The 25,472-nt window shown below is 71.2% G+C and carries 22 protein-coding genes; 9 read left to right on the top strand and 13 right to left on the bottom strand.

Features of this window, described 5'->3' with window-relative positions; translation table 11 throughout:
* Positions 1–23: 23 nt before the first annotated feature.
* From IDM40_RS15985 to IDM40_RS15970, 4 genes are all read right to left on the bottom strand, one after another.
* Positions 24–1,238, bottom strand: coding sequence for a helix-turn-helix domain-containing protein (locus IDM40_RS15985; RefSeq protein WP_193122801.1), 1,215 nt, complete (start codon positions 1,236–1,238; stop codon positions 24–26).
* 111 nt (positions 1,239–1,349) lie between these two features.
* Positions 1,350–2,081: a DUF2637 domain-containing protein gene (locus tag IDM40_RS28665; protein WP_193122800.1), complete on the bottom strand. Its 732-nt coding sequence runs from the start codon at positions 2,079–2,081 to the stop codon at positions 1,350–1,352.
* Between the two features lie 11 nt (positions 2,082–2,092).
* Positions 2,093–2,290: a hypothetical protein gene (locus IDM40_RS15975; protein ID WP_193122799.1), complete on the bottom strand. Its 198-nt coding sequence runs from the start codon at positions 2,288–2,290 to the stop codon at positions 2,093–2,095.
* Entirely contained in the window at positions 2,287–2,436 is a 150-nt protein-coding gene (locus IDM40_RS15970) for a hypothetical protein (RefSeq protein WP_017615771.1), read from the bottom strand. The genes IDM40_RS15975 and IDM40_RS15970 overlap by 4 nt, the downstream gene beginning before the upstream one ends.
* A 461-nt stretch (positions 2,437–2,897) precedes the next feature.
* On the opposite strand from IDM40_RS15970, the gene xseA reads away from it, so the two are divergent.
* Entirely contained in the window at positions 2,898–4,199 is a 1,302-nt protein-coding gene (gene xseA / locus IDM40_RS15965) for an exodeoxyribonuclease VII large subunit (RefSeq protein ID WP_235997649.1), read from the top strand.
* Positions 4,196–4,501 (top strand): exodeoxyribonuclease VII small subunit, encoded by a 306-nt coding sequence (locus tag IDM40_RS15960; protein ID WP_193122798.1) that lies wholly within the window; start codon positions 4,196–4,198, stop codon positions 4,499–4,501. The genes xseA and IDM40_RS15960 overlap by 4 nt, the downstream gene beginning before the upstream one ends.
* Positions 4,502–4,522: 21 nt before the next feature.
* On the opposite strand, the gene IDM40_RS15955 is transcribed toward IDM40_RS15960, so the two are convergent.
* The 3 genes from IDM40_RS15955 to IDM40_RS15945 all read right to left on the bottom strand — a co-directional run bounded on the left by IDM40_RS15955 (position 4,523) and on the right by IDM40_RS15945 (position 7,851).
* The gene (locus IDM40_RS15955; protein ID WP_193122874.1) at positions 4,523–5,110 is read right to left on the bottom strand and encodes a DUF6542 domain-containing protein; all 588 of its coding nucleotides are present in this window, start codon (positions 5,108–5,110) and stop codon (positions 4,523–4,525) included.
* Positions 5,111–5,349: 239 nt separating this feature from the next.
* The gene (locus IDM40_RS15950) at positions 5,350–6,621 is read right to left on the bottom strand and encodes a DNA recombination protein RmuC (protein WP_193122797.1); all 1,272 of its coding nucleotides are present in this window, start codon (positions 6,619–6,621) and stop codon (positions 5,350–5,352) included.
* A gap of 249 nt (positions 6,622–6,870) precedes the next feature.
* Positions 6,871–7,851, bottom strand: coding sequence for an FkbM family methyltransferase (locus IDM40_RS15945; protein ID WP_193122796.1), 981 nt, complete (start codon positions 7,849–7,851; stop codon positions 6,871–6,873).
* 294 nt (positions 7,852–8,145) lie between these two features.
* Here IDM40_RS15945 and ychF point away from each other — a divergent pair, with 294 nt between their 5' ends.
* On the top strand, positions 8,146–9,231 hold the full coding sequence (gene ychF, locus IDM40_RS15940; RefSeq protein WP_193122795.1) for a redox-regulated ATPase YchF: 1,086 nt from the start codon (positions 8,146–8,148) through the stop codon (positions 9,229–9,231).
* Positions 9,232–9,291: 60 nt separating this feature from the next.
* Here ychF and IDM40_RS15935 read toward each other — a convergent pair whose 3' ends face one another.
* Positions 9,292–10,932 (bottom strand): ABC-F family ATP-binding cassette domain-containing protein, encoded by a 1,641-nt coding sequence (locus tag IDM40_RS15935; RefSeq protein WP_193122794.1) that lies wholly within the window; start codon positions 10,930–10,932, stop codon positions 9,292–9,294.
* Positions 10,933–11,299: 367 nt separating this feature from the next.
* Between IDM40_RS15935 and IDM40_RS15930 the strand changes: the two genes are divergently transcribed.
* From IDM40_RS15930 to IDM40_RS15920, 3 genes are all read left to right on the top strand, one after another.
* On the top strand, positions 11,300–11,533 hold the full coding sequence (locus IDM40_RS15930) for a FitA-like ribbon-helix-helix domain-containing protein (RefSeq protein WP_193122793.1): 234 nt from the start codon (positions 11,300–11,302) through the stop codon (positions 11,531–11,533).
* Positions 11,530–11,964: a type II toxin-antitoxin system VapC family toxin gene (locus IDM40_RS15925; protein ID WP_193122792.1), complete on the top strand. Its 435-nt coding sequence runs from the start codon at positions 11,530–11,532 to the stop codon at positions 11,962–11,964. Before IDM40_RS15930 ends, IDM40_RS15925 begins: the two co-directional genes overlap by 4 nt.
* A 720-nt stretch (positions 11,965–12,684) precedes the next feature.
* Positions 12,685–12,954: a type II toxin-antitoxin system Phd/YefM family antitoxin gene (locus IDM40_RS15920; protein ID WP_193122791.1), complete on the top strand. Its 270-nt coding sequence runs from the start codon at positions 12,685–12,687 to the stop codon at positions 12,952–12,954.
* Between the two features lie 371 nt (positions 12,955–13,325).
* On the opposite strand, the gene IDM40_RS15915 is transcribed toward IDM40_RS15920, so the two are convergent.
* The 5 genes from IDM40_RS15915 to IDM40_RS28835 all read right to left on the bottom strand — a co-directional run bounded on the left by IDM40_RS15915 (position 13,326) and on the right by IDM40_RS28835 (position 17,642).
* Positions 13,326–14,054 (bottom strand): lysoplasmalogenase, encoded by a 729-nt coding sequence (locus IDM40_RS15915; protein ID WP_193122790.1) that lies wholly within the window; start codon positions 14,052–14,054, stop codon positions 13,326–13,328.
* Between the two features lie 190 nt (positions 14,055–14,244).
* Positions 14,245–15,774, bottom strand: a complete 1,530-nt coding sequence (locus tag IDM40_RS15910; protein ID WP_193122789.1) for an MDR family MFS transporter — start codon at positions 15,772–15,774, stop codon at positions 14,245–14,247.
* A 741-nt stretch (positions 15,775–16,515) separates the two neighbouring features.
* Positions 16,516–17,031: a VOC family protein gene (locus IDM40_RS15905; RefSeq protein WP_193122788.1), complete on the bottom strand. Its 516-nt coding sequence runs from the start codon at positions 17,029–17,031 to the stop codon at positions 16,516–16,518.
* 30 nt (positions 17,032–17,061) lie between these two features.
* Positions 17,062–17,490, bottom strand: coding sequence for a Uma2 family endonuclease (locus IDM40_RS15900; RefSeq protein WP_328807036.1), 429 nt, complete (start codon positions 17,488–17,490; stop codon positions 17,062–17,064).
* Positions 17,475–17,642, bottom strand: a complete 168-nt coding sequence (locus IDM40_RS28835) for a hypothetical protein (RefSeq protein WP_328807035.1) — start codon at positions 17,640–17,642, stop codon at positions 17,475–17,477. Before IDM40_RS28835 ends, IDM40_RS15900 begins: the two co-directional genes overlap by 16 nt.
* Before the next feature lie 421 nt (positions 17,643–18,063).
* On the opposite strand from IDM40_RS28835, the gene IDM40_RS15895 reads away from it, so the two are divergent.
* From IDM40_RS15895 to IDM40_RS15885, 3 genes are all read left to right on the top strand, one after another.
* A complete protein-coding gene (locus IDM40_RS15895) occupies positions 18,064–19,026 on the top strand; it encodes a conjugal transfer protein (protein ID WP_193122787.1) in 963 nt (320 codons plus the stop codon).
* A gap of 71 nt (positions 19,027–19,097) precedes the next feature.
* A complete protein-coding gene (locus IDM40_RS15890) occupies positions 19,098–19,418 on the top strand; it encodes a hypothetical protein (RefSeq protein WP_193122786.1) in 321 nt (106 codons plus the stop codon).
* A gap of 20 nt (positions 19,419–19,438) precedes the next feature.
* On the top strand, positions 19,439–24,976 hold the full coding sequence (locus IDM40_RS15885) for a TcpE family conjugal transfer membrane protein (RefSeq protein WP_193122785.1): 5,538 nt from the start codon (positions 19,439–19,441) through the stop codon (positions 24,974–24,976).
* Positions 24,977–25,472 lie beyond the last annotated feature (496 nt).

Here is a 25,472-nt window from a genome sequence, read left to right as displayed (position 1 = left end):
CGCCCCGTGGTACTTGCCCTGCTCTACTCGGCGAACAGGGCGGCGAGCTTGCGCTGTTCGGAGGTCAACGCGCGCTTGCGTCGGGCTCGAACCTCGGCGAACGTGTCGGCGGCGAGCCGTTGGTGTGAGAGCCACTGGGGCGAAGCGCGCACCAGCCCGGACAGGACGTGTGTGGCTTCCTGGTCGTGTCGCATGCGCGCGTGTGCCTTGGCCACGTCCAACATGTGGCGGTTCCAGTTGTCGGAGGTCGAGGAGCCTTGCGTGAGCGGCTTGGACATGGACAGCACACGGTCGGGGCGGTCAGCGATCGCTTCGTTCTCGATCGCTTTGAGCTCGACGGTGGTGGGGCCGAACGAGACCCACCCGCGCAACCGGTGGGTGACCTCGCCGCCCAGTGCGACGCCGGCGGTACGGGCGAGGGTGATGGCCTCGCGTGCTTCGTCGGGCCGGTTGTTGCGTGCCGCAGCGGCAGAGGCCCGAAGTAGCAACCAACCCCACGCGGCAAGCTCCTCGCCGGACGCGCGGCTCATGCGCGGTTCGACTTGGTCGGCGGTGCCGGCGGCAAGCTCTTGGGCTTCGTCGAGGCGCCCTTGCCGCAGGAGCACCCACGCCTGCCCGATGATCGAGGCGGCAGCATTCAGCCGGTCCTCGCCGGTGGCGGCGTCGCGCACGGCGTCGGTGAGCGCGGTCTGTGCGAGGTCGTAGGCGCGAACCTGGGTGAGGTAGCGCCCGGCGAGTTGGAGGATCTCGGACCGCACCCGGTGGGCGTCGGCTTGCTGGGGGGTGTGGGCGTAGTGGTTGACGGCGGCGTGCGCAGAGGTGACCAGGCGGGGAACGAGGGTGGCCATGTCCCGGTACCGGTCCGAGTGGTAGGAGCGGGCGAACGATTCGGCGGCGCCCCGTAGGTCGGCGAGGTCGGGTTCTTCGTCGGGTAGGGCGGCGTGACCGTCGAGCCCCACGGGGGGTGTGATGGCGCGGCGCATGTCCAGCAAGGACACCTTGTTGTCGTCGCCGTGGTTCTGTCGACGTGCGGGCTGTCCAGCGACCAGGCGCCCCGTGGTTGTTCCGAGTACCCGGGCAAGTCGGTGGTAGGTCTCCATCGACCCAGTGCCGCCCTGTTCGATCTTGCGGACGGTGTTGACGTGCAGCCGTGCGGCCTCTGCCAACCCTTCCTGTGTGAGGTCCCGTTCGGCGCGTAGGTCTCGGAGGGTGTCCCCGATGGAGATATCCTCAGCCATGTCGGCCCTGCCTTCCTGGTTGCTCGCAACTCCCAGAGTAGGCAGGGCCCGTCGTCTTCGCAGGGGCGCATCAGGAACCAGGGGCCGGCACGGGGCCGACCCCTGGTGTGGTCAGGCGGCGCGGCACTCCCGGATCCGGGTTCGCCCCCACGACTCGGACCGTCCGAACCGGGCGGCAAGCTCCTTGCCGGTCGGCGGCACTCCCTTGTTGAGGGCGGCACGGTAGGCATGCCGTGCCTGCTCTCTGGTGTCGCCGCCGTGCGCGGTTGTGACGGTCACGGGGTCGGCACCACGGGCGGAACCGTCGGCATTAACGACGGTAGGGCTGACCTGCTGTTTCTCATCATCATCGCGCGCGGCAGGCGCCGACTCGTTGACCAGCCACGGGTCGCGCCCTCCACGGGCAACGTCACTAGTAATCACGTTGCTGTTGACCTGCATCTTCTCGCTCTCGCCGTGCGCGTGCTGCTGGTCTATGCCGTCCGGGGACGCGAGCGCCAACGACGCGACCAACAGCAGACCGTCCACCGACAGCGGCAACAGGTGGGCGACCAACGCGGTTTCTCCGTAGGACAACAACAGGTCCCGCATGTGCCCGTAGGACACGATCGCGGCCACAGCGGCCACCACGGCGGTGCCGGACCACCGAAGCGTGATGATCCACCAGGGGCCGGACTGCCGTGCACGGGCCACCAGTTCGGCGACCAGAAGCAGCGCGACAGGCGCCCATCCGGCGGCAACCAGGCGACCGAAGTCGGTCGGCCCGTCGCCGTCGAGGGCGTGGAGCACGTTCGCGCCGATGGACACGACGGCGCCGGTGGCGAACGCCAACCAGGCGACCACACTTCCGCGCTTCATTCGGCACCCTCCGCGCCGTGCTGGTGCTCCTCCCGGACCATCCGGGCACTGTTGATGCGGCCTTGGTAGGCGTCGAGGACGTCACCGAGGAGGATGATTGCCGCGCCCCGGGCTTGGTCGTCGGGGCAGTGGTGGCCGTGCTGGTCGAGGACGGCGAGGATGTCAGCGGCCAGACCGTGGGAGGGGACGCTCACAGCTCCACCCCCTGAACGGCCACGGGCACGACGACGATCGTGTACGGCCGCTGGTCGGTGGCGGGGCGTTCGAGTCGTGCCACGGTCGCCGGGAGGACTGCCTCGATCACGAGGACGGGCGGGGCCGGGTCTGTAATGTGATGCATGGTTCGGACCTCCTGCGTCCGTTCAAGGCCCCGGCTGGTGGTGGAGTCACCGGTACGGGGCCGTCTTGTGGGCGCACATCCGGCGCACACGCGGGCGAAAAATGCTGCGTAGCGTCGAATGGCGGTGAAGGGAAAAATCCCAGCTCATAAGCGGTCTTGGTATGGCCTCGCAGGTCGGCAGAGTGTCGGTGTCAGATGTACGACAACCGCATCGCCAAGCTCCAGGCCGAGGACTGAGCCCCGAGCCCCGAGCTGACACCGGCACACCGCCGGAGCGCGCGGGGACCCGCAGCACCCCGCAGGGTCCCGCCGCACCACGCCGCACCACCGGGCCCGACCAGCGCCAGAACCCGAGCGCACGGTCGGGCCCGTGGCGTGTCCGGGGGTGCCCGTGTCCCGCATGCGCGCCCGCCTGCTCGCCGCGGTCGGAACTGTCACCGGTTTCGCCTAGGGTCCCTGACATGGGAATGGAGAGCTCCGCCGAGGCGCCGCAGCCGGTCCGCGTCGTCCTGAACGCCGTCGGCCAGTGGATCGGCCGCCTGGGCCGGATCTGGGTCGAGGGCCAGATCGCCGAGCTGAACCGGCGCGGCCGCATGGCCTACATCACCCTCCGCGACCCGGTCGCCAACGTCTCCGCCAACGTCGTCTGCGCCACCTCCGTGCTCGACGCGCAGAGCCCGCCCCCCGAACCGGGCGCGCGCGTGGTCGTGCACGCCAAACCCGACTTCTACGAGCCCCGCGGCCGCTTCTCCCTGCGTGCCCTGGAGATCCGCCACGTCGGCCTGGGAGAGCTCCTCGCCCGCCTGGAACAGCTCCGCCGCACCCTCACCGCCGAGGGGGTCTTCGACGCCGCCCGCAAGCGCCCGCTCCCGTTCCTGCCCAACACCGTCGGGCTCGTGTGCGGGCGCGACTCCGCCGCCGAACGCGACGTGTTGGAGAACGGCCGACGCCGCTGGCCCGCCGTGCGCTTCGAGGTGCGCCCCGCCGCCGTCCAGGGCGAACGCGCCGTCCGCGAGGTGATGGAGTCCCTCCAGGAGCTCGACGCCCACCCCGAGGTCGACGTCATCGTCATCGCCCGCGGCGGCGGCTCCCTGGAGGACCTCCTGCCCTTCTCCGACGAGGCGCTCGTGCGCGCCGTGGCCGCCTCCACCACCCCCGTCGTCAGCGCCATCGGCCACGAACAGGACGCACCCCTGCTCGACCACGTCGCCGACGTGCGTGCTTCCACCCCCACCGACGCCGCCAAACGCACGATCCCCGACGTGGGCGAACAGTTGGAGATCGTGCGCCAGCTCCGCGACCGGGGCCGGCGTGTGGTCCGGGGCGGGCTGGAGCGCGAGTTCTCCTGGCTGCGCAGCGTGCGTTCGCGCCCGGCGCTGGCCGATCCGGTCCGTGAGGTCGACCGGCTCACCGAACAGGTCGTGGAACTGCGCGACCGTGCCCGCCGCAGCCTCACCATCTCCCTGGACCGCGCCGGCGAGGGCCTCGGCCACACGCGCGCCCGCCTGCACGCGCTCTCGCCCGCCACGACCCTGGCCCGCGGGTACGCGATCGTGCAGCGCGAGGACGGTGCCGTGGTGCGCTCCGCGTCCGACCTGAGCGAGGGCGAGGAACTCCGGGTGCGCCTGACCGAGGACAGCCTGCGCGCGACCGTCACCGAGATCGAGGCCGTCGGGGAGACCTCCTCCGCACCGGCCGACACCGACACCACCGGGGGCGACGACCCCGTGCCCGCCGAAACCACCGAGGGGGAGAACCCGTGAGCCAGGACGCCGACGCCGGGAACACCGCAGGGAACGGGGCCGGTAACGGCACCGCCGACGAACCGGAGATGAGCTACGAGGAGAGCCGCGAGGAGCTCAACAACGTGGTGCGCCAGTTGGAGTCCGGAGGGCTGAGCCTGAAGGACTCGCTGGCGCTCTGGGAGCGGGGTGAGGAGCTCGCGCGCGTGTGCGAGCAGTGGCTGGAGGGCGCCCGCGCCAAGCTGGCCGCCGCGATGGACGAGCGCGAGGAGGGCCGGGACGGTTCCGAGGGTGAGGGCAACGGAAGCCCGACGCCGTTCTGAACCCGGGCCGTGCGGCCCGGGTCAGCGGCGGCCGTTGAGCTCGTCGCCCAGGTCGCGCAGGTTGCCGGGCAGGCCGCGGAAGACCGCGATGACCAGCACCAGCGCGGTGCCCAGGAACAGGTACGGGGCGACCTCGGCCAGGCGGGAGGCCAGGCCGAGCACCAGGACCCGGGCGAACCCCTCGTTGCCGAGCGCGAGCACGCTCTCGGCGGCCACGACCGACACGAAGAACGCGATGGGCGGGCTCACCGACAGTGACAGCAGGTCGGGCGGGCGCACCATCGCGGCGGTCAGCAGGCAGGCCGCGGTGAAGGCGATCCCGGGGACGGCCGGCCAGGATCCGGCGTGCGCGATCATCGTGCCCGCGAAGCTGACCAGGGCGATGAGGAGGACCCCGCCGCGGCCGGTCAGCCTCGGCGTACCGGCCGTGCGCTGCTCCGGCTGCTTCGCGGGGCGTCGGGCCTTGGACGCGGGGCGGTCGGCCCGGGCGGGGCGTTCGGTGCGTCGCTGAGTCTTCTGCGCTGCGGCCGTGCCCCGTTCCTGCGCCTTCGTCCGCACGAAGTACGGAGCCTCGCCGGGCTCCGGGCCTTCTTTCTTGCGCGGGGGCATGGCCGTGCGCCTCCCAAGTGTGTTACTCACAGTGTTTAGTGTGTCACTTCTCGTGAGTGTTCGGTGTCTTTTCCGGGGATCGTGTCGCCCTTTTGTCCACTTGCCCCTTCCGCGCCGAACACGCCTTCCAGGGCTTGGACACCGACTTCGTCCCTCCTGGTTCCGGAAGGTTCCCGACGAGTTCCGGAAAGAAGCGTCTATAAGCAGTGAGAAGTGTCGATAAGGGGAAAACGGACTAATCAGGTCAGGCCGGTGTTCCCGTTGTGGGCGTGCTGAATACCGTCGCCACCGATGTGCACACCCTCGACCAGCTCCGGAGAGGACAGCGCACGCGGGCTCTCCTCCACCCCCGGCGGCCGTTCCAGGTCCGCGTCGACCAGCCCCAGCTCCTCGAACCGCCGCGCCGTCACCAGCACCCGGCTCTCCAACGACCCCACCGTCTGGTTGTAGGCCGCCACCGTCCGGTTCAACGCCTTGCCCAGGCCGTCCACGTGCCCGCCCAGCGTCGACAACCGCTGGTGCAGCTGCTTGCCCAGGTCGAAGACCTCACGTGCGTTCTCGCTCAACGCCTCCTGCTGCCACGCGTACTGGGCCGTGCGCAGCAACGAGATCAGCGTCGTGGGGGTCGCGATGTGCACCCGGCGCGCCATCGCGTGCTCCAACAGCCCCGGGTCCTGCCCCAACGCCGGGGCCAGGAACGCCTCACCCGGGATGAACAGCACCACGAACTCCGGCGCCGGGCTGAACGAGGCCCAGTACGACTTGCCCGCGAGCTGGTCCACGTGCGTGCGCAGCTGCTTGGCGTGCGCCCGCAACCCGGTGTCCCGATCGGAACCCTGCTCCGACTCCACCGCGTCGAGGTAGGCCGACAGCGGCACCTTCGCGTCCACCACGATGTTCTTGCCGCCGGCCAGACGCACCACCATGTCCGGCCGCTGCGACCCGTCCGGCGTGCTCGCCTGCTCGTCGAAGTCGCAGTGGGGATCCATCCCGGCCAGCTCCGCGACCCGGCGCAACTGCACCTCGCCCCACCGGCCGCGTGCCTCCGGCCGGCGCAGCGCCGTCACCAGCGAACGTGTCTGGTCGCGCAGCCGGTCCGAACCCTCGCGCACCAGCTCGACCTGCTTGGCCAGCTCCGCGTGGGCCGAGACCCGCCCCGCGTCCGCCTCCCGCAGCTGGCGCTCGACCCGCGACAGGGTCTCGGTCAGCGGCTCGACCATGCGCTCCACCGCCCGGCGCCGCTCGTCCAGCTCACCGCCGGCCTCCGCGTTGACCGCACGCAGCCGGCCCTCCGCCAGTTCCATGAACCGCTGGTTGGTCTGGTCCAACGCCTGCACGGACAGGGACCGGAACCGTTCGGCGAGCTGCTCCTCCATGTACTCGGCGCGTTCACGGGCGGCCTGCGCCTCGGCCCGGGAACCGGCGTCGCGCGAGCGCGCCAGCAACCACCCCAGGGCCGCGCCGACGGCCAGACCGACGAGGAGCGTGAGCAAGAGTGCGAGACCGTCCATGGCGCCCCATGGTGTCAGCCGCGGGGCGCCCCGCGCTGCCGGACGGCCCCGCCGGCGGGGATCTTGCTACCAGAGCCGACTTCAGCGCTGATATTGGGGCTGGTAGCAAGATCCCCGCCGGCGGGGCCGTCCGGCAGCGCGGGGCGCCCCGCGCTGCCGGACGGCCCCCCCGGCGGGGATCTTGCTACCAGAGCCGACTTCAGCGCTGATATTGGCTCTGGTAGCAAGATCCTTGGCAGGTCTGCGTCCTCAGTTCCGCGAGCCCGGCCCCGGGACCGGCAGGCAGCCCGCCAGCGCCGACCGCCAGGCCAGCACCGACCCCCAGTACTCCGGGCGCGGCTCGTGCGGGGCCAGCAGCCACATGCGTTCCCACGAGGGCGACTCCCGGGCCGAGATCAGCTCGCGCCGGGACGGGGGCACCTCGTCGTTCACCGGGTACCACCAGTACTCGAGGGGTTCCAGCAGGGCCATCAGGCGCTCCTCCAACCCGCGGTCGGGACGCACCTTCACCAGCACCCACGGCCGGTGGCGGCGCAGTACCTCCAGCGCCCCCGCGACCACGTCCGGTTCCGAACCCGCGGTGTCGACCGTGAGCACACGCGGACGGGCCGCGGCCTCCTCGACCCACCGCGACAGGGACACGACCGGAACCTGGGTGTGCGTCAGGTCGGCGCGCGTGGCCCCCGACACCGTCGCGTTGCACATGTCGTTGTGCGAGGACCGCCGCAACCGGGCCGTCCCGTTGTAGTTGCCGACCGCGGTGCCCACCACCGTGAACCCCAGGCCGCCCGAGCCCGAGACCGTCCGTGCCGCCGAAGCCAGCTCCGGGGTCGGCTCGAACGCGAAGACCGCACGCCGAGACCTGGCCGCGGCCAGCGCCGCGTACACCCCCACGCCGGAGCCGACGTCGAGCACCGCACCCGGCTCGGCGTGCTCGACCGCCGCGAGGAAACAGGCCAGGCTCGCCGGCTCGTGCTGGGCCAGACCGAACCCCGCCAACCGGCGCGGCACCGTCAGGTCACCGGGAAGCTCCAGGTCCAGACGGTCCGGGCCCGCCTCCGGCCACCCCTCCGGCCTCGGTAGGTCCAGAGTGAGACGGCGCGACCACGGGGGCAGACGGGACGCGTCCAGCCCCCCGAACCGGCGCGGCAGACGGGTCCGCAGGCGCTGAGTGGCGAAACGCACGAGCGGATAACGGCGCACGAGCGCACGCAATTGGTCGGTGACCACAGTGTTCCCCCCAGAAACGGCGCCGCGGCCAGGGCTCCGGGTCCGCACCGTCGACCGTGACCCCCCTCGACGGCCGGGGAACGGCGGCCGGGCCACCTCCCCCTACGGTGTCGCACCCCTCACAGGCCGGCGGACCGGCCCGCGAGTCCCTCCCCCCGTTCGCGGCTGTGCCTCGACAACACGCATCGAACTTACTGCGTGTGGCCGTCGGGGCGCATGCGGTTTCGGGGATCGGCCGGGCCCGGCCAGCACGACGGATCGGCCGCCCCGGCGCTCCGCATAGACTCAGGACCTGTGAGTCTGACAATCGGGATCGTCGGCCTGCCCAACGTCGGCAAGTCCACCCTCTTCAACGCACTGACCAAGAACGACGCTCTGGCCGCGAACTATCCGTTCGCGACCATCGAGCCCAACGTCGGGGTCGTGGGTGTGCCCGATACCCGGCTCGGCACGCTGGCGGAGATCTTCGGCTCGGCCAAGGTCATCCCGGCGACCGTCGACTTCGTCGACATCGCGGGCATCGTGCGCGGCGCCTCCACCGGTGAGGGCCTCGGCAACAAGTTCCTCGCCAACATCCGCGAGAGCGACGCCATCTGCCAGGTCATCCGGGCCTTCGAGGACGCCGACGTCACCCACGTCGACGGCGACATCGAGCCCTCCCGCGACATCGAGACCATCAACACCGAGTTGATCCTCGCCGACCTCCAGACCCTGGAGAAGGCCGTCCCGCGCCTGGAGAAGGAAGCCAAGCGCAACGCCAAGGACAAGGTCGCCCAGGAGACCCTGCAGGCCGCCCGCGACGCCCAGAAGGTCCTGGACGAGGGCACCTCGCTCTCCGTGGCCGAGGGCGTGGACCTCGAGCGGCTGCGTGAGCTCAACCTGCTCACCGTCAAGCCGTTCATCTACGTGTTCAACCTCGACAGCGACGAGCTCGCCGACGAGAAGCTGCGCGCCCGCCTGCAGGAGCTCGTCGCGCCCGCCGAGGCGATCTTCCTCGACGCCAAGATCGAGGCCGAGCTCGCCGAACTCGACGAGGACGAGGCGCAGGAGCTGCTGGAGTCCCTCGGCCAGACCGAGTCCGGCCTCGCCCAGCTCGCCCGCGTCGGGTTCAGCACCCTGGGCCTGCAGACCTACCTGACGGCGGGGCCCAAGGAGGCCCGCGCCTGGACCATCAAGCAGGGCGCCACCGCGCCGGAGGCCGCCGGGGTCATCCACACCGACTTCCAGCGGGGCTTCATCAAGGCCGAGGTGGTCTCCTTCGACGACCTCGTGGCGGCCGGCGACATGCAGACCGCGCGCTCGGGCGGCAAGGTCCGCATCGAGGGCAAGGAGTACGTGATGGCCGACGGCGACGTCGTGGAGTTCCGCTTCAACGTGTGACCGTGCACGGGGGCGGCGGAGCACCCGCCGCCCCCGTTCGACCGAGATCGCCGTCGACCGTCACAGGTCTGGCCGCCGGCCGTGTCCGCCCTCGTCGATCCGTCGTTCGGTCAAGGCGTCGTTGCGGAGCTCGAGCACGAGGTCGAGATCGAGTTCGCGCAGGAATGTGTGGTCGTGGCTGACGATGAGCACCGCTCCGCGATAGGACTGCAGGGCGTCCAGCAGTTGATCGCGGGTCTCGAGGTCGAGGTTGTTCGTCGGCTCGTCGAGCATCAACACCTGGGGCGGTGGCTCGGCCAGCAGCAACCTGGCCAGTGCGACCCGGAAGCGTTCCCCGCCGGAGAGGGTGCCCACGGGACGGTGGGCGGCATCACCGCGGATCTGGAAGCGGGCGAGCCTGTTCGTGAGTTCGCGATCCGGTGTGCTGGAAGCAGCCGAGTTCACGATGTCGAACGCTGATTCGTCCGTGTCGAGGTCGTCGATCCGCTGGGGCAGGTATCCGACACGATCGGTGTGCAGCGTCGAGGCAGCGCGGACGTCAGCGATCGGATCGAACTCGGCGTCCTCTTGTGTGTCGCCGAGCAGAGCGCGCAACAGGCTTGTCTTGCCCGAGCCGTTCGGGCCCGTCAGGGCGATGCGTTCGGGCCCCTGCACGATCCAGGTGCGTCTGCCGTCGCCGAGCTCCGCGATCCGTCGGGAGGACGCGACGGCCGGGTCCGGCAGGTCTATGCGCACCGCGGTGTCCTCGCGCACTCGGTCCTCGGCGGCATCCAGTGTGCTGCGGGCGTCGTCCTCCTTCTGCTGGACCTCGCCGCGCAGCTTGCCTGCCGAGATCTGGGCCTCGCGTGCCCGGAGCTTCATGATCACTCGCGGGCGGCGCTTGTTCTCGTAGTCCGTCTTCGCGTAGCGGGCTCTGCGAGCCAGCTTCGTCTCGGCCTCGATGCGCTGGCGTTTCTCTTTTGCCCATCCCTTCTTGGCATCGGTGGCTGCCTGTCGCGCGGCCTCCTGCTCCGTCTCGAGCCAGGCGCGCCACTGGGAGAACGGTCCGCCGAACGTCGTCAGAGCGTTCCCGTACAGCTCCGCGGTGCTGTCCATGAGCTCGAGCAGCTCCACGTCGTGGGAGACGACCACGAGGGTCCCGTGCCAAGACCTCACGAGCTGATACACCATGGCGCGCGCGTCGCGGTCGAGGTTGTTCGTCGGCTCATCGAGCAGCGTGATCGCCGCGCCTCGCCGCCGGATCCCCGCCAGCGCGACGAGCATCGCCTCGCCTCCGGAGAGCTCTCCGACGGTGCGCTCGAGCATGTCCGGGCCCAGACCCGCTTCCGCGAGGACCGCCTGGCAGCGCGCTTCGATGTCCCAGTCATCGCCGACCTCGTCGAACCGCGCGGGGTCGACCTCGCCGTCGGCGATGGCGCGCACGGCATCGACCGCGCGGCCGGCCCCGAGCAGATCGACCACGCGGGCACCCGCGTCGAGGGGGAGTTTCTGGGGCAGATGGGCGACGTCTCCGTCGGCGGTGATGTGCCCTGATGTCGGGGACAGCTCACCGGTCGCGAGCCGTAGAAGAGTGGTCTTGCCGGACCCGTTGCTGCCGATGAGCCCCGTGCGTCCCGGGCCGAAAGCTCCGGAGAGGTCGTCGAGAGCGACTGTCCCGTCGGGCCACGTGAACGTCAGATGGTCGAAGGTGAGAGCTGGCATGGTGCCTCCTGCGGTCGTGTGCACGGATGCGCTGACCGCGGAGCAATGCCTACCTGCCTGCGAGGAACTCTGGGAGGAGAGGAGCATCGACGGATCAGCGCGGGGCGCTGCGCGATGCTCCAGGTGTGGGGGAGCGTCGACATCAGCGCGGGTCACGCGATGGCGTCGGGGTTCCTCACCGGTTCTCTCCATCCGATCGGAAAGCAGGGCGACCAAGAACTGTACCAGCGAGCTGGGCACGTCTACCAGCAAGTTGGTGTGAAGCAGCGGTCGATCCGTACCGGCAGACCAGGGCCGTGCTCGCTTTCGATGCTGCCACCGCAGAGTGCTATCGTGAGTGATAGCAACCCGGGGGAGGTGGTCCCGAATGGCGTCCATCATCGTGCGAGGGCTCGACGAAGCGGTCAAGGAGCAGCTTGCCGCACAAGCGGCGGAGCATGGGCGTTCCATGGAGGCGGAGGTCCGTGACATCCTCACGAAGGCGACGTGCAGGCCGCACATCGGCCTGGCGCTCATGCGGGCAGCACAGGACGTGGGCGGTGTCGACGACCTTCCGGTTCCGGAGCGGAACGACGACGCGCGTGCGGTGGAGTTCGAGTGATCGTCCTGGACACCAATGTCATCTCCGAACTGTTCCGGCCGGATCCCGACGTCGGCGTCGTGGCGTGGCTCGAGTCCCTCACCGGGGACGTCGCCATCACTTCCGTGACCTTCGCGGAGTTGCTGGCCGGGGTGGGGCGCCTCCCGGACGGCCGGCGCAAGAGGGAGCTGCGCTCACGCATCGAAGCAGCGGTCGAGCCGTACCGGCAGACCAGGGCCGTGCTCGCTTTCGATGCTGCCGCCGCCGAGCGCTACGCGGAGATCTTCGTCGCGAGAGAGGCCGTCGGGCTGCCGATCAGCACGGCTGACGCACAGATCGCCGCGATCTGCAGGGCACACGACGCGACTTGTGCGACGAGAAACGTCAAGGACTTCGCGCACACCGGCATCGACCTGGTCGATCCGTGGAACGCGGGGACCGTCCGACCGTAGCCCTTCGGCCCTACCGGGGCCGCCCTCCTCCGCACGACCGGACGCCTGCGACAGCGCTGCGGCGAGCCGCCCGTGACCGACGCGTCGCGCCTGGTGTCTGCCGCCGCGACGACCATGATGCCGCGTCGGAATCCACCCGTGTACGAGACGGCGAGCATCCGAACAGGTCCGTGGTGGCTTTCACGGCAATCGATGACCGACCGCTGATCCCGGGCGTTCGCGCATGCCGTGGTCGGCGCTCGACGGTGCTTCCGGGGCGTCGACCTGCGCGACCGGGACCGGGTTCGGTTACAGAGTTTCTCTGTTTTCTGCGCAAGCGGCTCTCTCGTGACTGTACGATCACGGTGTGCAGCGTTACGGGGCACCATGGTCGCCGACCTCCTCCTGAACGCCTGCGCCCCGGCCGGGGCCGTGTCCCTCACCCCTCCGATGGGCACGGACCCTCGCGGCTCCCCCCGCGGGTTCTCGACAACCGGGACCGGGCGCCCTCCTGCGGGAGGCGGTCGCACCGCCGCGTGCGCTGCACACCGGTCGGCGTGTGCGTCGCACACACGTCGGCCGCCGACCGTCCCTCGGGGCGCACACCCCGAGGGACGGTCGGACCTTCCGTGGCCGTGCCCGCCGGTTTCCGTGCACGGCCCTTCCCATGTCCATGGCCCGGCCGCAGTCGGCCAGGAGTTGTGCCATGAGCAGTACGACTCTTTTGGAGATGGGGAAGGCATGATCATCACCGCGAGCGAGGCCCGCAGAACCCTGCTCCTCCTGATTCAGCAGGTCAACGACGACCACGATGCGATCGAGATCGTCTCCGAGCACGGGAACGCGGTTCTGCTGTCCTCAGGCGAATGCGAAGCGCGCGTGGAAGGCGCCTACCTCCTCCGGTCCCCGGCCAACGCGCGCCTACTTCTGGCCGCCTACGAGAACGCGCTGAGTAGGTCTGCGATGTCCGAGCGCGAGCTCACGAGGCCGGACGAGGCGGAGGACGGTTGAGGAGGCTCGTCGTCGAGCTCCACCGTCGGGAGCACTGCAAGCCCTGGCTCAAGAACGACCGCACGGATCTGCATCAACAGGCTCGTCGACGCTTTGGTCCGCCCCGTGACCACTACTGACGGCCATCCTCTCGGAAGATTTTTCCGCTGAGATTCTCCGTTCGCCGGTCACGGAGGGTCGTCCCCCTCTATGCTCAACGTGTGCAGTGCGCTCCTCGAAAGCGCACTGAGCGGGCGTCCGCGCAGTACGGGGGCCGTGCCCATCGAACCCCTTTCATGGGCACGGTCCCCACACCTCGGTCACGCCGAGGACGGTGACCACAGGCCGCCACCGGGCCGTGCCCTTCGGCCCCTTCCACGGGCACGGCCCACTCACATGCGTTCCGGTTGCTCCCGGGCGGGTTCTCCGTGCGGCAGGGGCCCCGGGGTTCCGATCCGCTCCCCGTCCTTCCGGGCCAGGACCCCCAGCACGATGAGCACCTGCGCCGCGGTGTAGGTCGCCATCACCCACACCCCGTCGTGGGGCAGGTCGAAGACGGGCACGAACGCACGCAGGGCGATGAGCGCGTCCGAGAACACGAACAGCACCGCCCCCACAGCAGCGAGCCGGTGCACCCCCGTGGCCAGGACCGCCATCGTCCCGAGCACGACCCCGTACAGCACCGCCGGCACCACGAGCGGCCCGGCGCCCGGCAGACACACCCCGACCAGCACGCCGACCACGAGCGCGTACACCACGACCAGCCCGCGCCGGCGGTGCAGGATGCTCTCGCCCCGCAGCGGCCAGAACGCGATCGCGTAGACGACCTGGGCGACCAGGAAGAACCCGATGAGCACCAGCATCGCGGTGTCACCGTCGGCGAGCACGGGCACGGTGTCGCCCAGCCACGAGAACGCGAGCGCCGCCAACACCAGCCACGTGAGCCGGTCGTAGGGGCGCGGGACGGCGGACACCACCAGCGCGGCAAGGACCGGCATGAGCAGGCCCTGCGTGGGGCGCGACCACTCCGCGGGGCCGGTGACCTGGACGGTCAGGTGCACCAGGCACAGGGCGGCGAACGCGGTCAACAGCAGGCGGGGGAGGGGACGTCGGGGGATCATCCGGACAGCGTAGCCGGGCGCGTGTGACGTGTCCCACCCCGGCCCGTCGGGTCTCGAACGTGCGGTACTGCGGGACGACCATCTCCGCGCCGGCCGCGCCGACCTCGCCCCCGTCGAGCTGAGCGGTTCCGCGGGCCTGACCCGTTCGGTGCACCGGAGACCGGCCCCGCCCCGGTGCACCGGACCGGTGTCAGATCTGTTCGTTGTTGTGGTGGGTACGCGCGGAGGCGATGGCGTCGTCCTCGGTCTCCTCCGCGGCGCCGTCCCCCTGCTTGCGCTCCTTGATGAAGAAGGCACCCACGATGCCGAGGGCCCCGATCACCCCGGCGACGACGAAGGCGACGTTCACCCCGTGGACGAGTCCCTCCACGCCGTGCTCCGCCGGGTCCAGGGCAGCGCTCGTCATGACCGTGACCAGAAGGGCGGTTCCGACGGAGGCGGCGATCTGGCGCATGGTGTTGTTCAGCGCCGTCCCGTGGGGGATCAGCCGCTGCGGGAGCTGGTTGAGCGCCGCCGTGGTCACCGGCATGATGATCATCGCCGTGCCCAGCATGCGTCCGGTGTTCACCGCCGCGATGTAGGTGAAGGACGTCTCCGGGGTCAGACCCGCGAGCATGAACGTCGTCACCGTGAGCAGGGTGAACCCGACGACGGCGAGCCACTTGGCCCCGAACCGGTCGTAGATGATCCCGGTCACCGGGGACATGATGCCCATGAGCGCGGCACCCGGCAGCAGGGCCAGGCCCGCCTCCATCGCCGAGAAGTCGTTCATGTTCTGCATGTACAGCGGGATCATGATCATCCCGCCGATCATCGAGATGAAGACGCACATGCCCAGCACGGTGTTGAGCGTGAACATCGGGTTCTTGAGGGTCCGGAACTCGAGCATCGGCTCGTCGAGCTTCAACTGGCGCCGGACGAACACGGCCAGGACCACGACACCGACGATCAGGGGCAGCAGGACCTCAGGGCTTCCCCACCCTGCGTTGCCACCGGCGCTGAAGCCGTAGAGCAGACCGCCGAAGGCGACCGAGGACAGGATGATCGACAGGCTGTCCAGGCGCGGGAAGGTGCGCTCGGTGACGTTGGCGAGGATGAAGTAGCCGACCAGCATGGCGATCACGGAGATCGGGAGCATCATCCAGAACAGCGTCTGCCACGGGAAGCTGTCCACGATCCAGCCGGACAGGCTCGGCCCGACCGCCGGTGCGAAGGCGATGACCAGGCCGAACGTTCCCATCGCGGTACCGCGCTTGTTACGCGGGAAGATCGCGAACAGGATGGTCTGCATGAGAGGGATGATGATCCCACCACCGGCGGCCTGAACGACCCGTCCGGCGAGAAGCACGGCGAACGTCGGGGCCAGCGCACACAGGATGGTCCCGACCGAGAACAGGCCCATCGCCGTCAGGAACAGCGCGCGTGTGGTGAACTTCTGGATCAGGAACGCCGTGGTCGGGATCATGATCCCGTTGACCAGCATGAAGACCGTCGTCACCCACTGCGCCGAGTTCGCGGTGATGCCGAAGTCCGTCATGAACGCGGGCAGGGCCGTGTTCAGCAGCGTCTGGTTGAGGATGATGACGAAGGCGCCCAGGACCAGGACCGATAAGACCAGGTTGCGGTTGATCGGCGCAGGGGCCGAGGTCGCCTCGCCCGTTCTCTCCGGCTCCTCCCGGTCCCGAGTGTCGGAGGAGGGGTCGACGGCTCTCTTGGTCAAATGAATCGCCTTTCCGCGTATGGGTCCCCAGGGCTCGAGCTCTCGGAGGGCCTTGTGGTCTTCGACGGCTTCGGTGGCTGCGATGGCGTCCGGCGGCACGACCGGGCCGGTGGATGGTGGATCGGGTCGGTGCCTGCCGCCGGTGCGGATGTCCTGGCAGGCCGCGGGCAGTGCCGCCTTGCCGCCTCGGGTGCCCGTCGACCGGCCGGCGGTGCGCCATCACGGGCATCGCGCCCGCCACGGGGCCGCGTTCGTTCCGGGTGATCCGCCTCGCCCGGGGCGAGGGGCAGCACGTCCGTGCTCCTCAACAAACGATCGGCGTCGTACAATCCCGACACCCGGCGCTCGACGGCCCCCGAACTTCCAGGGTAATCATTGTTTACACCTGGTCTGTAGCCCCGGGGTGGGCGGGGGCGCGGAACCCGGCCACACGCGCCCTGGGCACGGCGCGATCGCAGGGCCGAGTGGTGTATCCCATGTCCGAGGCGCGAGGCCGGGAGGGGCGTGGGCGGCCCGGTGCGCGGTCCGGCCGCGCGCACAACGGTGGCCGCTGAGCTGGTGGTGCACTCAGCGGCAACGGCAATTCGTCGGTCTCCGGATCGGCCTCCGACTCGGGGCAGCCTCGGGACCGGTGAAGGCGGAGCCCCGGCGGTCGGTCGTCCGGGAGCCGCCCACCGGTCAGCTTTCCGAGAGGCGCCCCGGCGGTCGGCCGGCGGAGAGGGCCAGGGGGCCGCCCCGCCTTCAGCCGCTTGGGAGGCGCCCCGCCGGTCGGTCGTCCGGGTGGGTCAGCTCGAACCGTCCCTCGGGGGTGATGCGCATGTGCTCGGTCGACGGGTTGTGCGCGAACTCCCACAGGTGCCCGTCGGGGTCGGCGACGTACCCGGAGTACCCGCCCCATCCCTTGGCCACGGGCTCGCGCACCCCGGTCGCACCTGCCGCCACCCACCGCTCGAACATCGCATCCACGTCGCCGGGGGAGTCGAGGTTGACGGCCATGGTCACGCCCCGGAACGCGGGCGCCTCCGCCGGCGAACCCGGCCCGGATCCAGTCCCAGGCCCCGGCCCCTGCCCCGGCGGCAAGCCCACGTCCGCGGCCAGGTCGTCCCAGCCGTACAGCGCCAGCGCCGGTCCGGTGGTCGGCAGGAAGACGATGGCGCCGAGGTCGTGCCGGCGTTCGAACCCGACCGCCTCGTAGAACTCCGCGGACCGGGCCACGTCCCGCACGCCCAGGGTCAGAAGTGAGAATCGGTGATCCATGGGCGGGACCCTAGCCCGCGGCTGCGACACTCACTCCGCCCGGCGCGGCACCAGGGCGTCCAGATCGATCCCGACCCGGAACGGAACGCCGAGCTCGAGCCGTCCGCGCACGATCCCCGTCGGCACGTACAGCCCCGTCGGCCGGTCGAGCTCGTACACGTGCACCACCGGGGCCGAGCCCTCGTCCTCCACACTCCAGTAGTGCGGGATCCCGGCCTCGGCGTACTTGCGCAGTTTCACCGTGCGGTCGCGGTGCTCGGACTCGGGGGAGACGACCTCGACCACGAGCACGACGTCCTCGGGCGCGTGCCATGTGCGGTCCGGGTCGAAGGTGCTCCGGGTGACGAGCACATCCGGTTCGGGGCGGTTGCGTTCGTCGAGGCGCACCGTCATCTCGCGCTCGACCTCGTGGTCCTGCGGAACCTGCCGCATGAGCGCGCTCGTCAGGGTGGTGACCACGCGCGCGTGCCACGAGCGCTGGGGCGTGCTCTGAACACGAGCATTCCGTCGATGAGCTCGGTGTGCGCGGGAGCCTCGGGAAGGGGGTCGAGGTCGTCGGCGAACCAGCCCTCTTCCCGCGGCGGGCGCATCCGCTCGGGCACGTTCGCCATGGCCTCACGGTAACGACGCGGGACGCGGCGCCGGGGGTCCCGCGAGGGAACTGAATCGGAACTGAGTTCCATTGGGGAATCAGTCCTCACCCCCGGGCAAGCCAGATCTCCCTGACCGGCAGGTGACTAATGGCTTTCCGGACGAACCATAATTGGGTCACCCTTCTCACCCCGCTGGAGCGATTCATGTGGAGGAAGTGCCCACCGCACCTTTTGGGATGATTGTTCGGTGCGTGCAATGCGCTGAACTAGGGGAAACGCGGAGCCGTCAAGGGCTCTCCCAACCCGCACAATGCCTCACTATAGGGATGGGGTAGACAAGACCTTGGCGAAGCCCCGACGGCAACGTGGCGACAAAGCACGGACAACCCAGCGGCGTCGCAGAGGCGTCGCGGCGACGACGTTCAGTGAGGAGGCGGGGATGGCGAAGGGCGCACGGCGCGGCACCGCCGTGCAGGACCGGGCGGAGGAGACCGGGTTCGACGACGGCTTCGACGAACCGTCCACCAAACCGCCGGGCCGGTGGGCCGGCGGGCGATGGCTCGTCGGCGCCGGACGTGTGGTCCTGTGGGTCTTCATCGCCGTCGTCATCGTCAACGGCATCATGATCCCCCTCCGCGGAGGGTTCGCACTGCCCGCCGCCGACGACGCACCCGAACAGGCCGAGACGGTCGACTACCCCGAGACCGCGGCCGCCGCGTTCGGCCTGCGCTTCGCCGAGGTCTACCTCAACACCGAGGAGTCCGGAGAAGAGCGTCTGGAGGCCCTGGCCGCGTACGTGCCCGAGGGGCAGGCCGCCGACCTCGAGCTCCCCGCCGAGAGCCTCGCCGCCGAGAACCTCACCGTCTTCGCCGTCGACGTCGAGAACGAGAACAACGCGATGGTCGTGGTCCGCGCCGACGTCAACGACGAGCCCATGAGCCTGGAGGTCCCCGTCTACTCCGACGGCGACTCCCTCGTCGTCTCCGGCCGCCCCGCGCTGCTGGGCGCACCCACCCGGGCCGAGCTTCCGCCCGGCGCCTCCTTCGAGACCGACGACGCCGCCGCACAGGAACTCCAGAGTGTCCTGCCGGGGTTCTTCGAGGCCTACGCGCAGGAACCCGGACATCTCGACCGTTACGTGGAGGCCGACGCCTCGATCACGCCGCTTCCGGCCAATAGCCTGGAATTCGCCGAACTGTCCGAGATCACGGTGCCATCCCAGTCAACGTCCGGTGAGGAGGACGTCCGCAGGGTGGCCGCCACGGTCGAGTGGACCCTCCCGGCCCCCGACGGGAGCGAGACCGGACAGCTGACCCAGGACTACCTGGTGACCGTCGTCGACTCCGGCGGCGAGTGGCACGTGCGCGACATCCAGGGTTCCCCGCGTTCGTACGGCGAATGACGGGGACGGTAGGCAAGGAGACGAGAAGAACATGCTGACACCAGAGTCGACACCGGGGGGCGGCGCCTGACATGCTCCCCCTGCTGTCTTCCACAACGGACGCCCTGCACGCCGGCGGCGCTGAACTCCTCAATCTCGCGGTGGAGACCAACACCAACGAGAACGCGCCCGACACCGGCGGCCTGGCCGACTTCCTGCGCGGCTTCTTCGGTCCCCTCTTCCTCGTGATCGTCTCGATCGTGGCGGTGTTCTTCCTGTTCACGCGGGAGATCACGCGGTTCGCGCAGTTCATCATCCTGGCGATCTTCATCGGGATCGTCTTCTACGTCCCCGGCATCATCGAGGTCATCGCGGTCGCGCTCGCTCGGGCGATGGGCGTGTCGACGGAATAAGGCGAGGGAGGCCGGCAAGCGTGGATCTGCCCACGTACACCAACATCTGGCGTATCGAGAAGCGGCTCTACAAGCTCTACGACTTCCGGCTTCCCATGCCGCTCCCGGTGGGGACCTTCGGGGTCGCCATGGGGATCTTCCTCATCTGGGTGGTGCTGCTGAGCGTCCTCAACGCCCCGTTCGAGTTCGGCAACGGCTGGCACCTGGTGCTGTGGGTCGTGCCGCCCGGGGTGATCACGGTGCTGGCCACGCGGCCGGTCATCGAGGGCAAGCGGCTCACGGAACTGCTGATCTCGCAGGCCCGGTTCTTCACGGAACCGCGTGTGATGACCCGCCTGGCGCCCGAGTACGAGCCCGGCGAGGTACGGGTGTCGGTGCGTGTGTGGCACCGCCACCCGGACGCGGGCCCGCTGCCGTTGCCGAGGGGACACCGTGCCGAGGGCGAGCACGGCGCTGCCCACGGCGCGGACGCCGAGCACGCCGAGCACGCCGAGCACGCCGAGCAGGAGGGGTACGCGGCCGGTGGGGCCGCGGACGTGGTCGTGCCCGACGCCCCGCCGCTGCGCAGGGTCGCCGGGCGTGCGCAGGCGGAACCGGTGCACGCGGAGCCGTGGGAGGAGCTGTACACCCCGGCCGAGCGGACTGAGCAGGACGCGTACGACGCGCAGGACGCACGGGACGCGCAGCGTGAGCGGGCCGGGGAACGTGCTCGGTCCGCGGAGACCGCCGAGGCGTCCGGAACCCGGCGTGCGGACCGCGCGCGCGGTGCGGGTGCCCCCGCTCGTGTGCGCGCGGACTCGATCGAGGACCTGTACGCGCCTGCCGAGGGCACTGCCCGGGCTGAGACCGCCGATGCCACCGGGGACGAGCATTCCGCGGGCGCGCCCGCGGAGGGTTCTGCCCGTGTGGGCGGCACCCGTTCGGCGCAGGGGGCGCGCTCGCCGGAGCGCAACCGGCCGTTCGGCTACGACGATGCCGCGGAGGCCGCCGAGGGCCACGAGACGGCAGGGGCCGCCGAGGACGTGGAGACCGAGCACGCTGCGGGCGCCGGGGCCGCCGACGCCGCACAGACCGAGGCCGGTGCTCGGGCCGAGGCCGCTGCCCACGCCGGAACGGCCGGACCCGCCGGATCCGCGGAGCCGACCGAGCGTGCTGGGCTCAGGAACCGCGGTGCGGACGGCGCCGTCGGCCGGCCGCACCCCCCGGAGACCGTGCACGCCGCGGCCGGGGCCGATGCGGCCGAGGAGCATGCCGCTCAGGGGCACGCCGCGCAGGAACATGCCGCTCAGGGCCACGAGGACGGTGCGGACCGGGCCAACGACCCTCGGCCCTCGGAACCCGCGGACTCTCCGTGGGCCTCGGAGCCCTCCGTCGCCTCCGGTTCCTCCGATCCCGCCGAGGCCCCGAGCGGGCCCGCACGCTCGGATCGCTCTTCCCGCGCGCGTGAACGGGTCCCGGCCTTCGCCGCCGCGGTCCCCGGACGTCGATCGGTCCAGGACACCGCCGGTGAGCAGGAAGAGCCGTCCGCGGTGCACGACGAGTACCAGGACGCCGAGTCGGAGCCCTTCACCCACACCTCGGCCGACCCCGAGTCGGCCGGCGACCGCCGCAGCGTGGGGCGCAAGGTGCTCAACTACTTCGGGTTCGCCCTGGAATCCGGTTCCGCTGACCCGTCCGGTGGCGACGGGGGGCAGGGTTCCGGGCGCGGACGCGGTCGTGGCTTCGGCCGAGGTGAGGGTTCTGGCGGGTTCGACGAGTTCGAGGACGCCGACGACGCCTACTCCGTCCGTTCCGAGGACGAGGTCCGGGGCCGTCAGGACGCCCGGGACGGCCAGGACGGCGACGACTTCGACGGGTTCGACGATCCGGTCTTCGTCACCGAGGAGGACGAGGACCGCGACCGTGACGCCTGGTTCGCTTCGCTGCGTGCGTCCTCGGGCCACACGCCGGTGGGGCTGACCTCGAAGGGTGCTTACACCGGTAGCGACACCGGTGCGATGTCGAGCGAGGAGCTCGCGGAGGCTGCCGGGGCGGGGGAGGAGTCCGCGCCGGCCCGGCGGCTGCGCGGGCGGATCCAGGGCATCCAGGTCGCGCGGGAGCTGGACGGGCGCCGGAGCGGGAGCGAGCGTCTGGAGGCGGCCGCACCCGAACGGGAGCAGGAACGGGGTTCCGCGCGCGGGCGTGCCTCGGAGCGTGCGCCTGAGGGGCGGCGTTCCCGCGCTCAGGGCCAGGCCCTGCCGCCCGAGGCCCATGAGGTTTCCGAGTCCTCCGAGGCCCGTGGGGCTGTTGGTGCTGCTGGTGCCGCGGCGCCCTCCGAGGCGCAGGACTCTGACGTTCGAGCGACTGGTGCTCACACCGCTGGTACGCAGGCTGTTGGTGGACAGGCCGCCGGTGCGGCGGGCACCGCGATGCCCGGTACGTCCGAGCAGGCCTCCACGCCTGGGCGGGCCCCCGCGCCGAAGCGGCGTCCGCATGCGGCCCCGTGGGAGCTGGACCGTGAGCGTCGGGCTCGGAAGAGCCGCAAGGCACAGCGCGATGCCCCGGGCGGACCGGCCGGCAACGCCGGTTCCGCCGGCACAGCCAACCAGGGGACCCATGAGGACCACGGGGACCATGGGGACCTGTCCGACCTCTCGGACTACGCGGCCCGGTTCGCCGAGGCCACCGGCCGTCCGGCGGTCGAGACGAACCAGGCCCCGTGGCTGCCTCCCGCGTCCGGCACACCGACCGAGAACGAGGCCGAGAGCGAGACTCAGACCCAGGCCCAGAGGGAGGCGGAGCAGGGGCACCGCCCTGCGCGCGGTGCCCCTGGGCCTGACCGCGAGGACCGAGCGGACCACACGGACCGCACGCGCAAGCCTGCTCCTGCTCACGATGCCGGTGACCCGCACGCGGCGGATGGTGTGAGCGAGGCGCAGGCCGCGCGCGGTGACCGTGCGCTCGATCCCACGTCGGTCGAGGAGAGCCTGCCCTACGGGCAGGCCACCTCGCCATCCGGCGACGCAGCCACCGTGCACGAGACCGGCTCCGGTCCGGACACGGACACGTCCGTCGGCAGGTCCGTCGACACGGGCGCTACGTCCGAGGGAACCGTCGCGGGCACCTCCGCGGACACGTCCGCGGACGCAGGTTCCACCATCGCCGACGCCGCCGATGCGGCTTCTTCCGCCGAGGCCGGTTCCTCCGCCGAAACGGGGTCTGCTGCCGACACGGGTGCTGCCATCAGGACCGGCTCCGGCTCCGGCTCCGGCTCCGGCTCCGGCTCCGCGTCCGCGTCCGCAGCTGCACCCGCACCCAAACCCGGGCTCGAGCTCGACCACGGCACCGGCGAGCACGACGCCATGCCGCTCCGCGAGCACGACGACCCCGACGCCCACGGCCCCGAGTGGAACGAGCACATGTCCGTGCTCGACAGCCACCTCAGCAAGGCCGACACCCCGGCGCCGCCCCGCCCCAAGTTCGCCGACGTCGTCCCCGACAACGAGCGCGAACCGGAGCAGTCCGAGGCCGCCGCCTGGTTCGACGACGGTGGACGCCACCATCCCGACCAGCCCCAGGCCGGTGACCGCGGCAACCCGGTCATCTCCGGGAGCGAGCTGCGCGAACGCAACCGCCGTGAGCGGGAGCGCCGCGAGCAGGAAGGTCTCGAACAGGGCACCCCTGACCAGGACGCCCTCGAGCCGACCGACCACCAGCAGGACCGTTCCCAGTCCGAGGTCGAGCCCGAGGCCGGGCCCGAGAGCGAAGCCGAAGCCACCGCCGAGCAGGCGCACGCGGACACCGCCGACGCGGGAACGTCCGTGCCCAAGCCGCCGACCCAGCTCGACCACGGCACCGGCGAACTCGCGAGCTTCTCGGAGGTGCGGGGGGAACGGCCCGCTCCGTCTTCCGCGGCTTCAGCAGCATCCACCGTTGGTGCCGACGCCTCCGACGCCCCGCACCGTCGCACCGCCGACGAGTTCGAGCGCGCCGAGGCCGAGGCCCTGGAGGAGCGCCGCCGCCGTGCCGCGCGCGAGCGTTCCGAAGGGGGACCGAAGCCCGCAACAGCGGCAGGGCCCGGAACGGACGCAGCAGAAGCGCAGGGCCGGACCACCGACACGTCCCGGGCTTCCGACAGCGGCCATGCGTCCGACAGGTCCGACACCGCCGACGCGTTCGACGAGCCGGACGTGTCCGGTCGGCCCGAAACCGCCGAAAGCACCCGGAACCGCAGCGCCCCGGCCTCGCACCCGCGCGCCAACCCGAGCCTGGCCGCCCTGGCCCGGGACCACGGCCCGGACGAGTACCGGAACCCGCCGGCACAGGCCGACACGACCGACCGGCGCACCGCCGACGCCCCAGACCCCGCCGACGCGAGCGACGCGACCGACGGCGCGGACGCGGGCGACGAGGCCACCGGGACCCTGTCCGACCGGGCCCCGGGCCCCGACACCACCGACGGCGACGTCGACGCCCACTACGACGACCATCACGACGCCCACGACGGTGTCTTCCACCGGGTCGCCAACAACGCCCGCCGCCTGGGCCGGCTCTTCGGCCAGCCCGCCCCGGGCGAGGAACCGGGCACCGATGCCGAGCGCGAGAGCAAGCCCGAACTCGAGCTCGACCACGGCACCGGCGAACAGGAGCGCCTCGGCGACACCCCCAACGGGGTCCCCGCCCAGCGCCCCGAACGCGACGACCGTCCCGAGGCCGACCGCGCCGACCGGCCGGAGTCCGGCGGGACCCGCGGCTGGCGGCGCCTGGCCAGGGTGGTCACCGGCGGCGCGTCCCCGGTGCGTTCCGACCTCCCGCCGAGCGACATCGAGCGCCTGCGCACCCCGCTCGCCGGGCCACGCAACCTGGTCGTGCTCGGGTGCACCGGGGGAGCCGGACAGACCGTCACCGCCCTGATGATCGGCCACACGCTCGCCGCCCACCGCGACGACCGGGTCGTGGCCGTGGACGTCAACCCGGGCCCCAACGGGCTCTCGCGCAGGGTGGGGGCGCAGACACCGGAGACGCTCACCGCGCTCCTGGCCAACGCCGACGGGGTTCAGGACTACGAGCAGATGCGCTCCTACGTGAGCCGCGCGAGCACCGGGCTCGAGGTCGTGCAGACCCTCGACGACCCGTACGTGCAGACCCTGGACGACCGGGACTACGGCCAGCTCGCCGGCCTGCTCGGCGGTTTCTACGGCATGACGCTCATGGACCCGGCTGCCACGGGGGTCTCCCGCGCGCTGCCGGGCGCGGACGGCCTGGTCCTGGTGGCCCCGGCCAGCGCGGACGCCGAGCGTGCGGTGTCGATGACCTTCGAGTGGTTGGACGGGAACGGGTACAGCGCCCTGCGTGCCAACTCGGTGCTGGTCGTCAACGGGGTGAGCAAGCGCAGCCTTCCGGACGTGGACGCCGCCGAACGGGTGGCGCGGGGCCGGTGCCGGGCGATCGTCCGGGTTCCGTGGGACGACCACCTGGGTGCTTCCTACACGCGGATCGACGTGGGGGCGCTGCGGTCGGCCACGAAGCGGGCGCACGGTGCGCTCGGCGGGGTCCTGGTGCGCGGCCTGAGCGACTGAGGGACTGAGGAACTGAGGACCGGATCTTCGGCGGGGCGGGGCTCGGACACGTTCGGGCCCCGCCCCGCCGCCGTGTGCACGGGGTCGGCCGGCCGTCTGTCGCCGGATCGCCGGAACCCTGTCTCGCCGCGTCGAGGGCCGCCCGCAGCGGCCCACAGCGGCCCGGGGCTCACCGGGCCTGGCCTACGGCCTGTGTTCTCGGGGCCCACACGCTGGCCGTGCACCGCACGCGCATGCTTCGATGCGCCCACATTCCCGCAGGCCCATAGCCTCGCCCGGTGGGCGCAACGGTCCCGTTCCCGGGGCCCGCACACGCGCGTCCCCGCTGTGCGCGTGCCACCACGTGCCCGGCGCGCACGGCGATCCGGGTTCACGCACCCGCACGCCCGCAGGAATCCGACCACGCGCTCACTGCCGCCGGGGCCTCGCCCGGCCCTCGCTGACGCCGGGTAAGGCCCTTCCGTCCCGCTCATGCGCGTTCCGGGTGCGTTGCACC

The sequence above is a fragment of the Nocardiopsis coralli genome (assembly GCF_014892575.1).
Taxonomy (GTDB): Bacteria; Actinomycetota; Actinomycetes; order Streptosporangiales; family Streptosporangiaceae; genus Nocardiopsis; species Nocardiopsis coralli.
The sequence above is the reverse complement of the archived record's forward strand: the minus strand, read 5'-3'. Positions and strand labels throughout refer to the sequence as shown.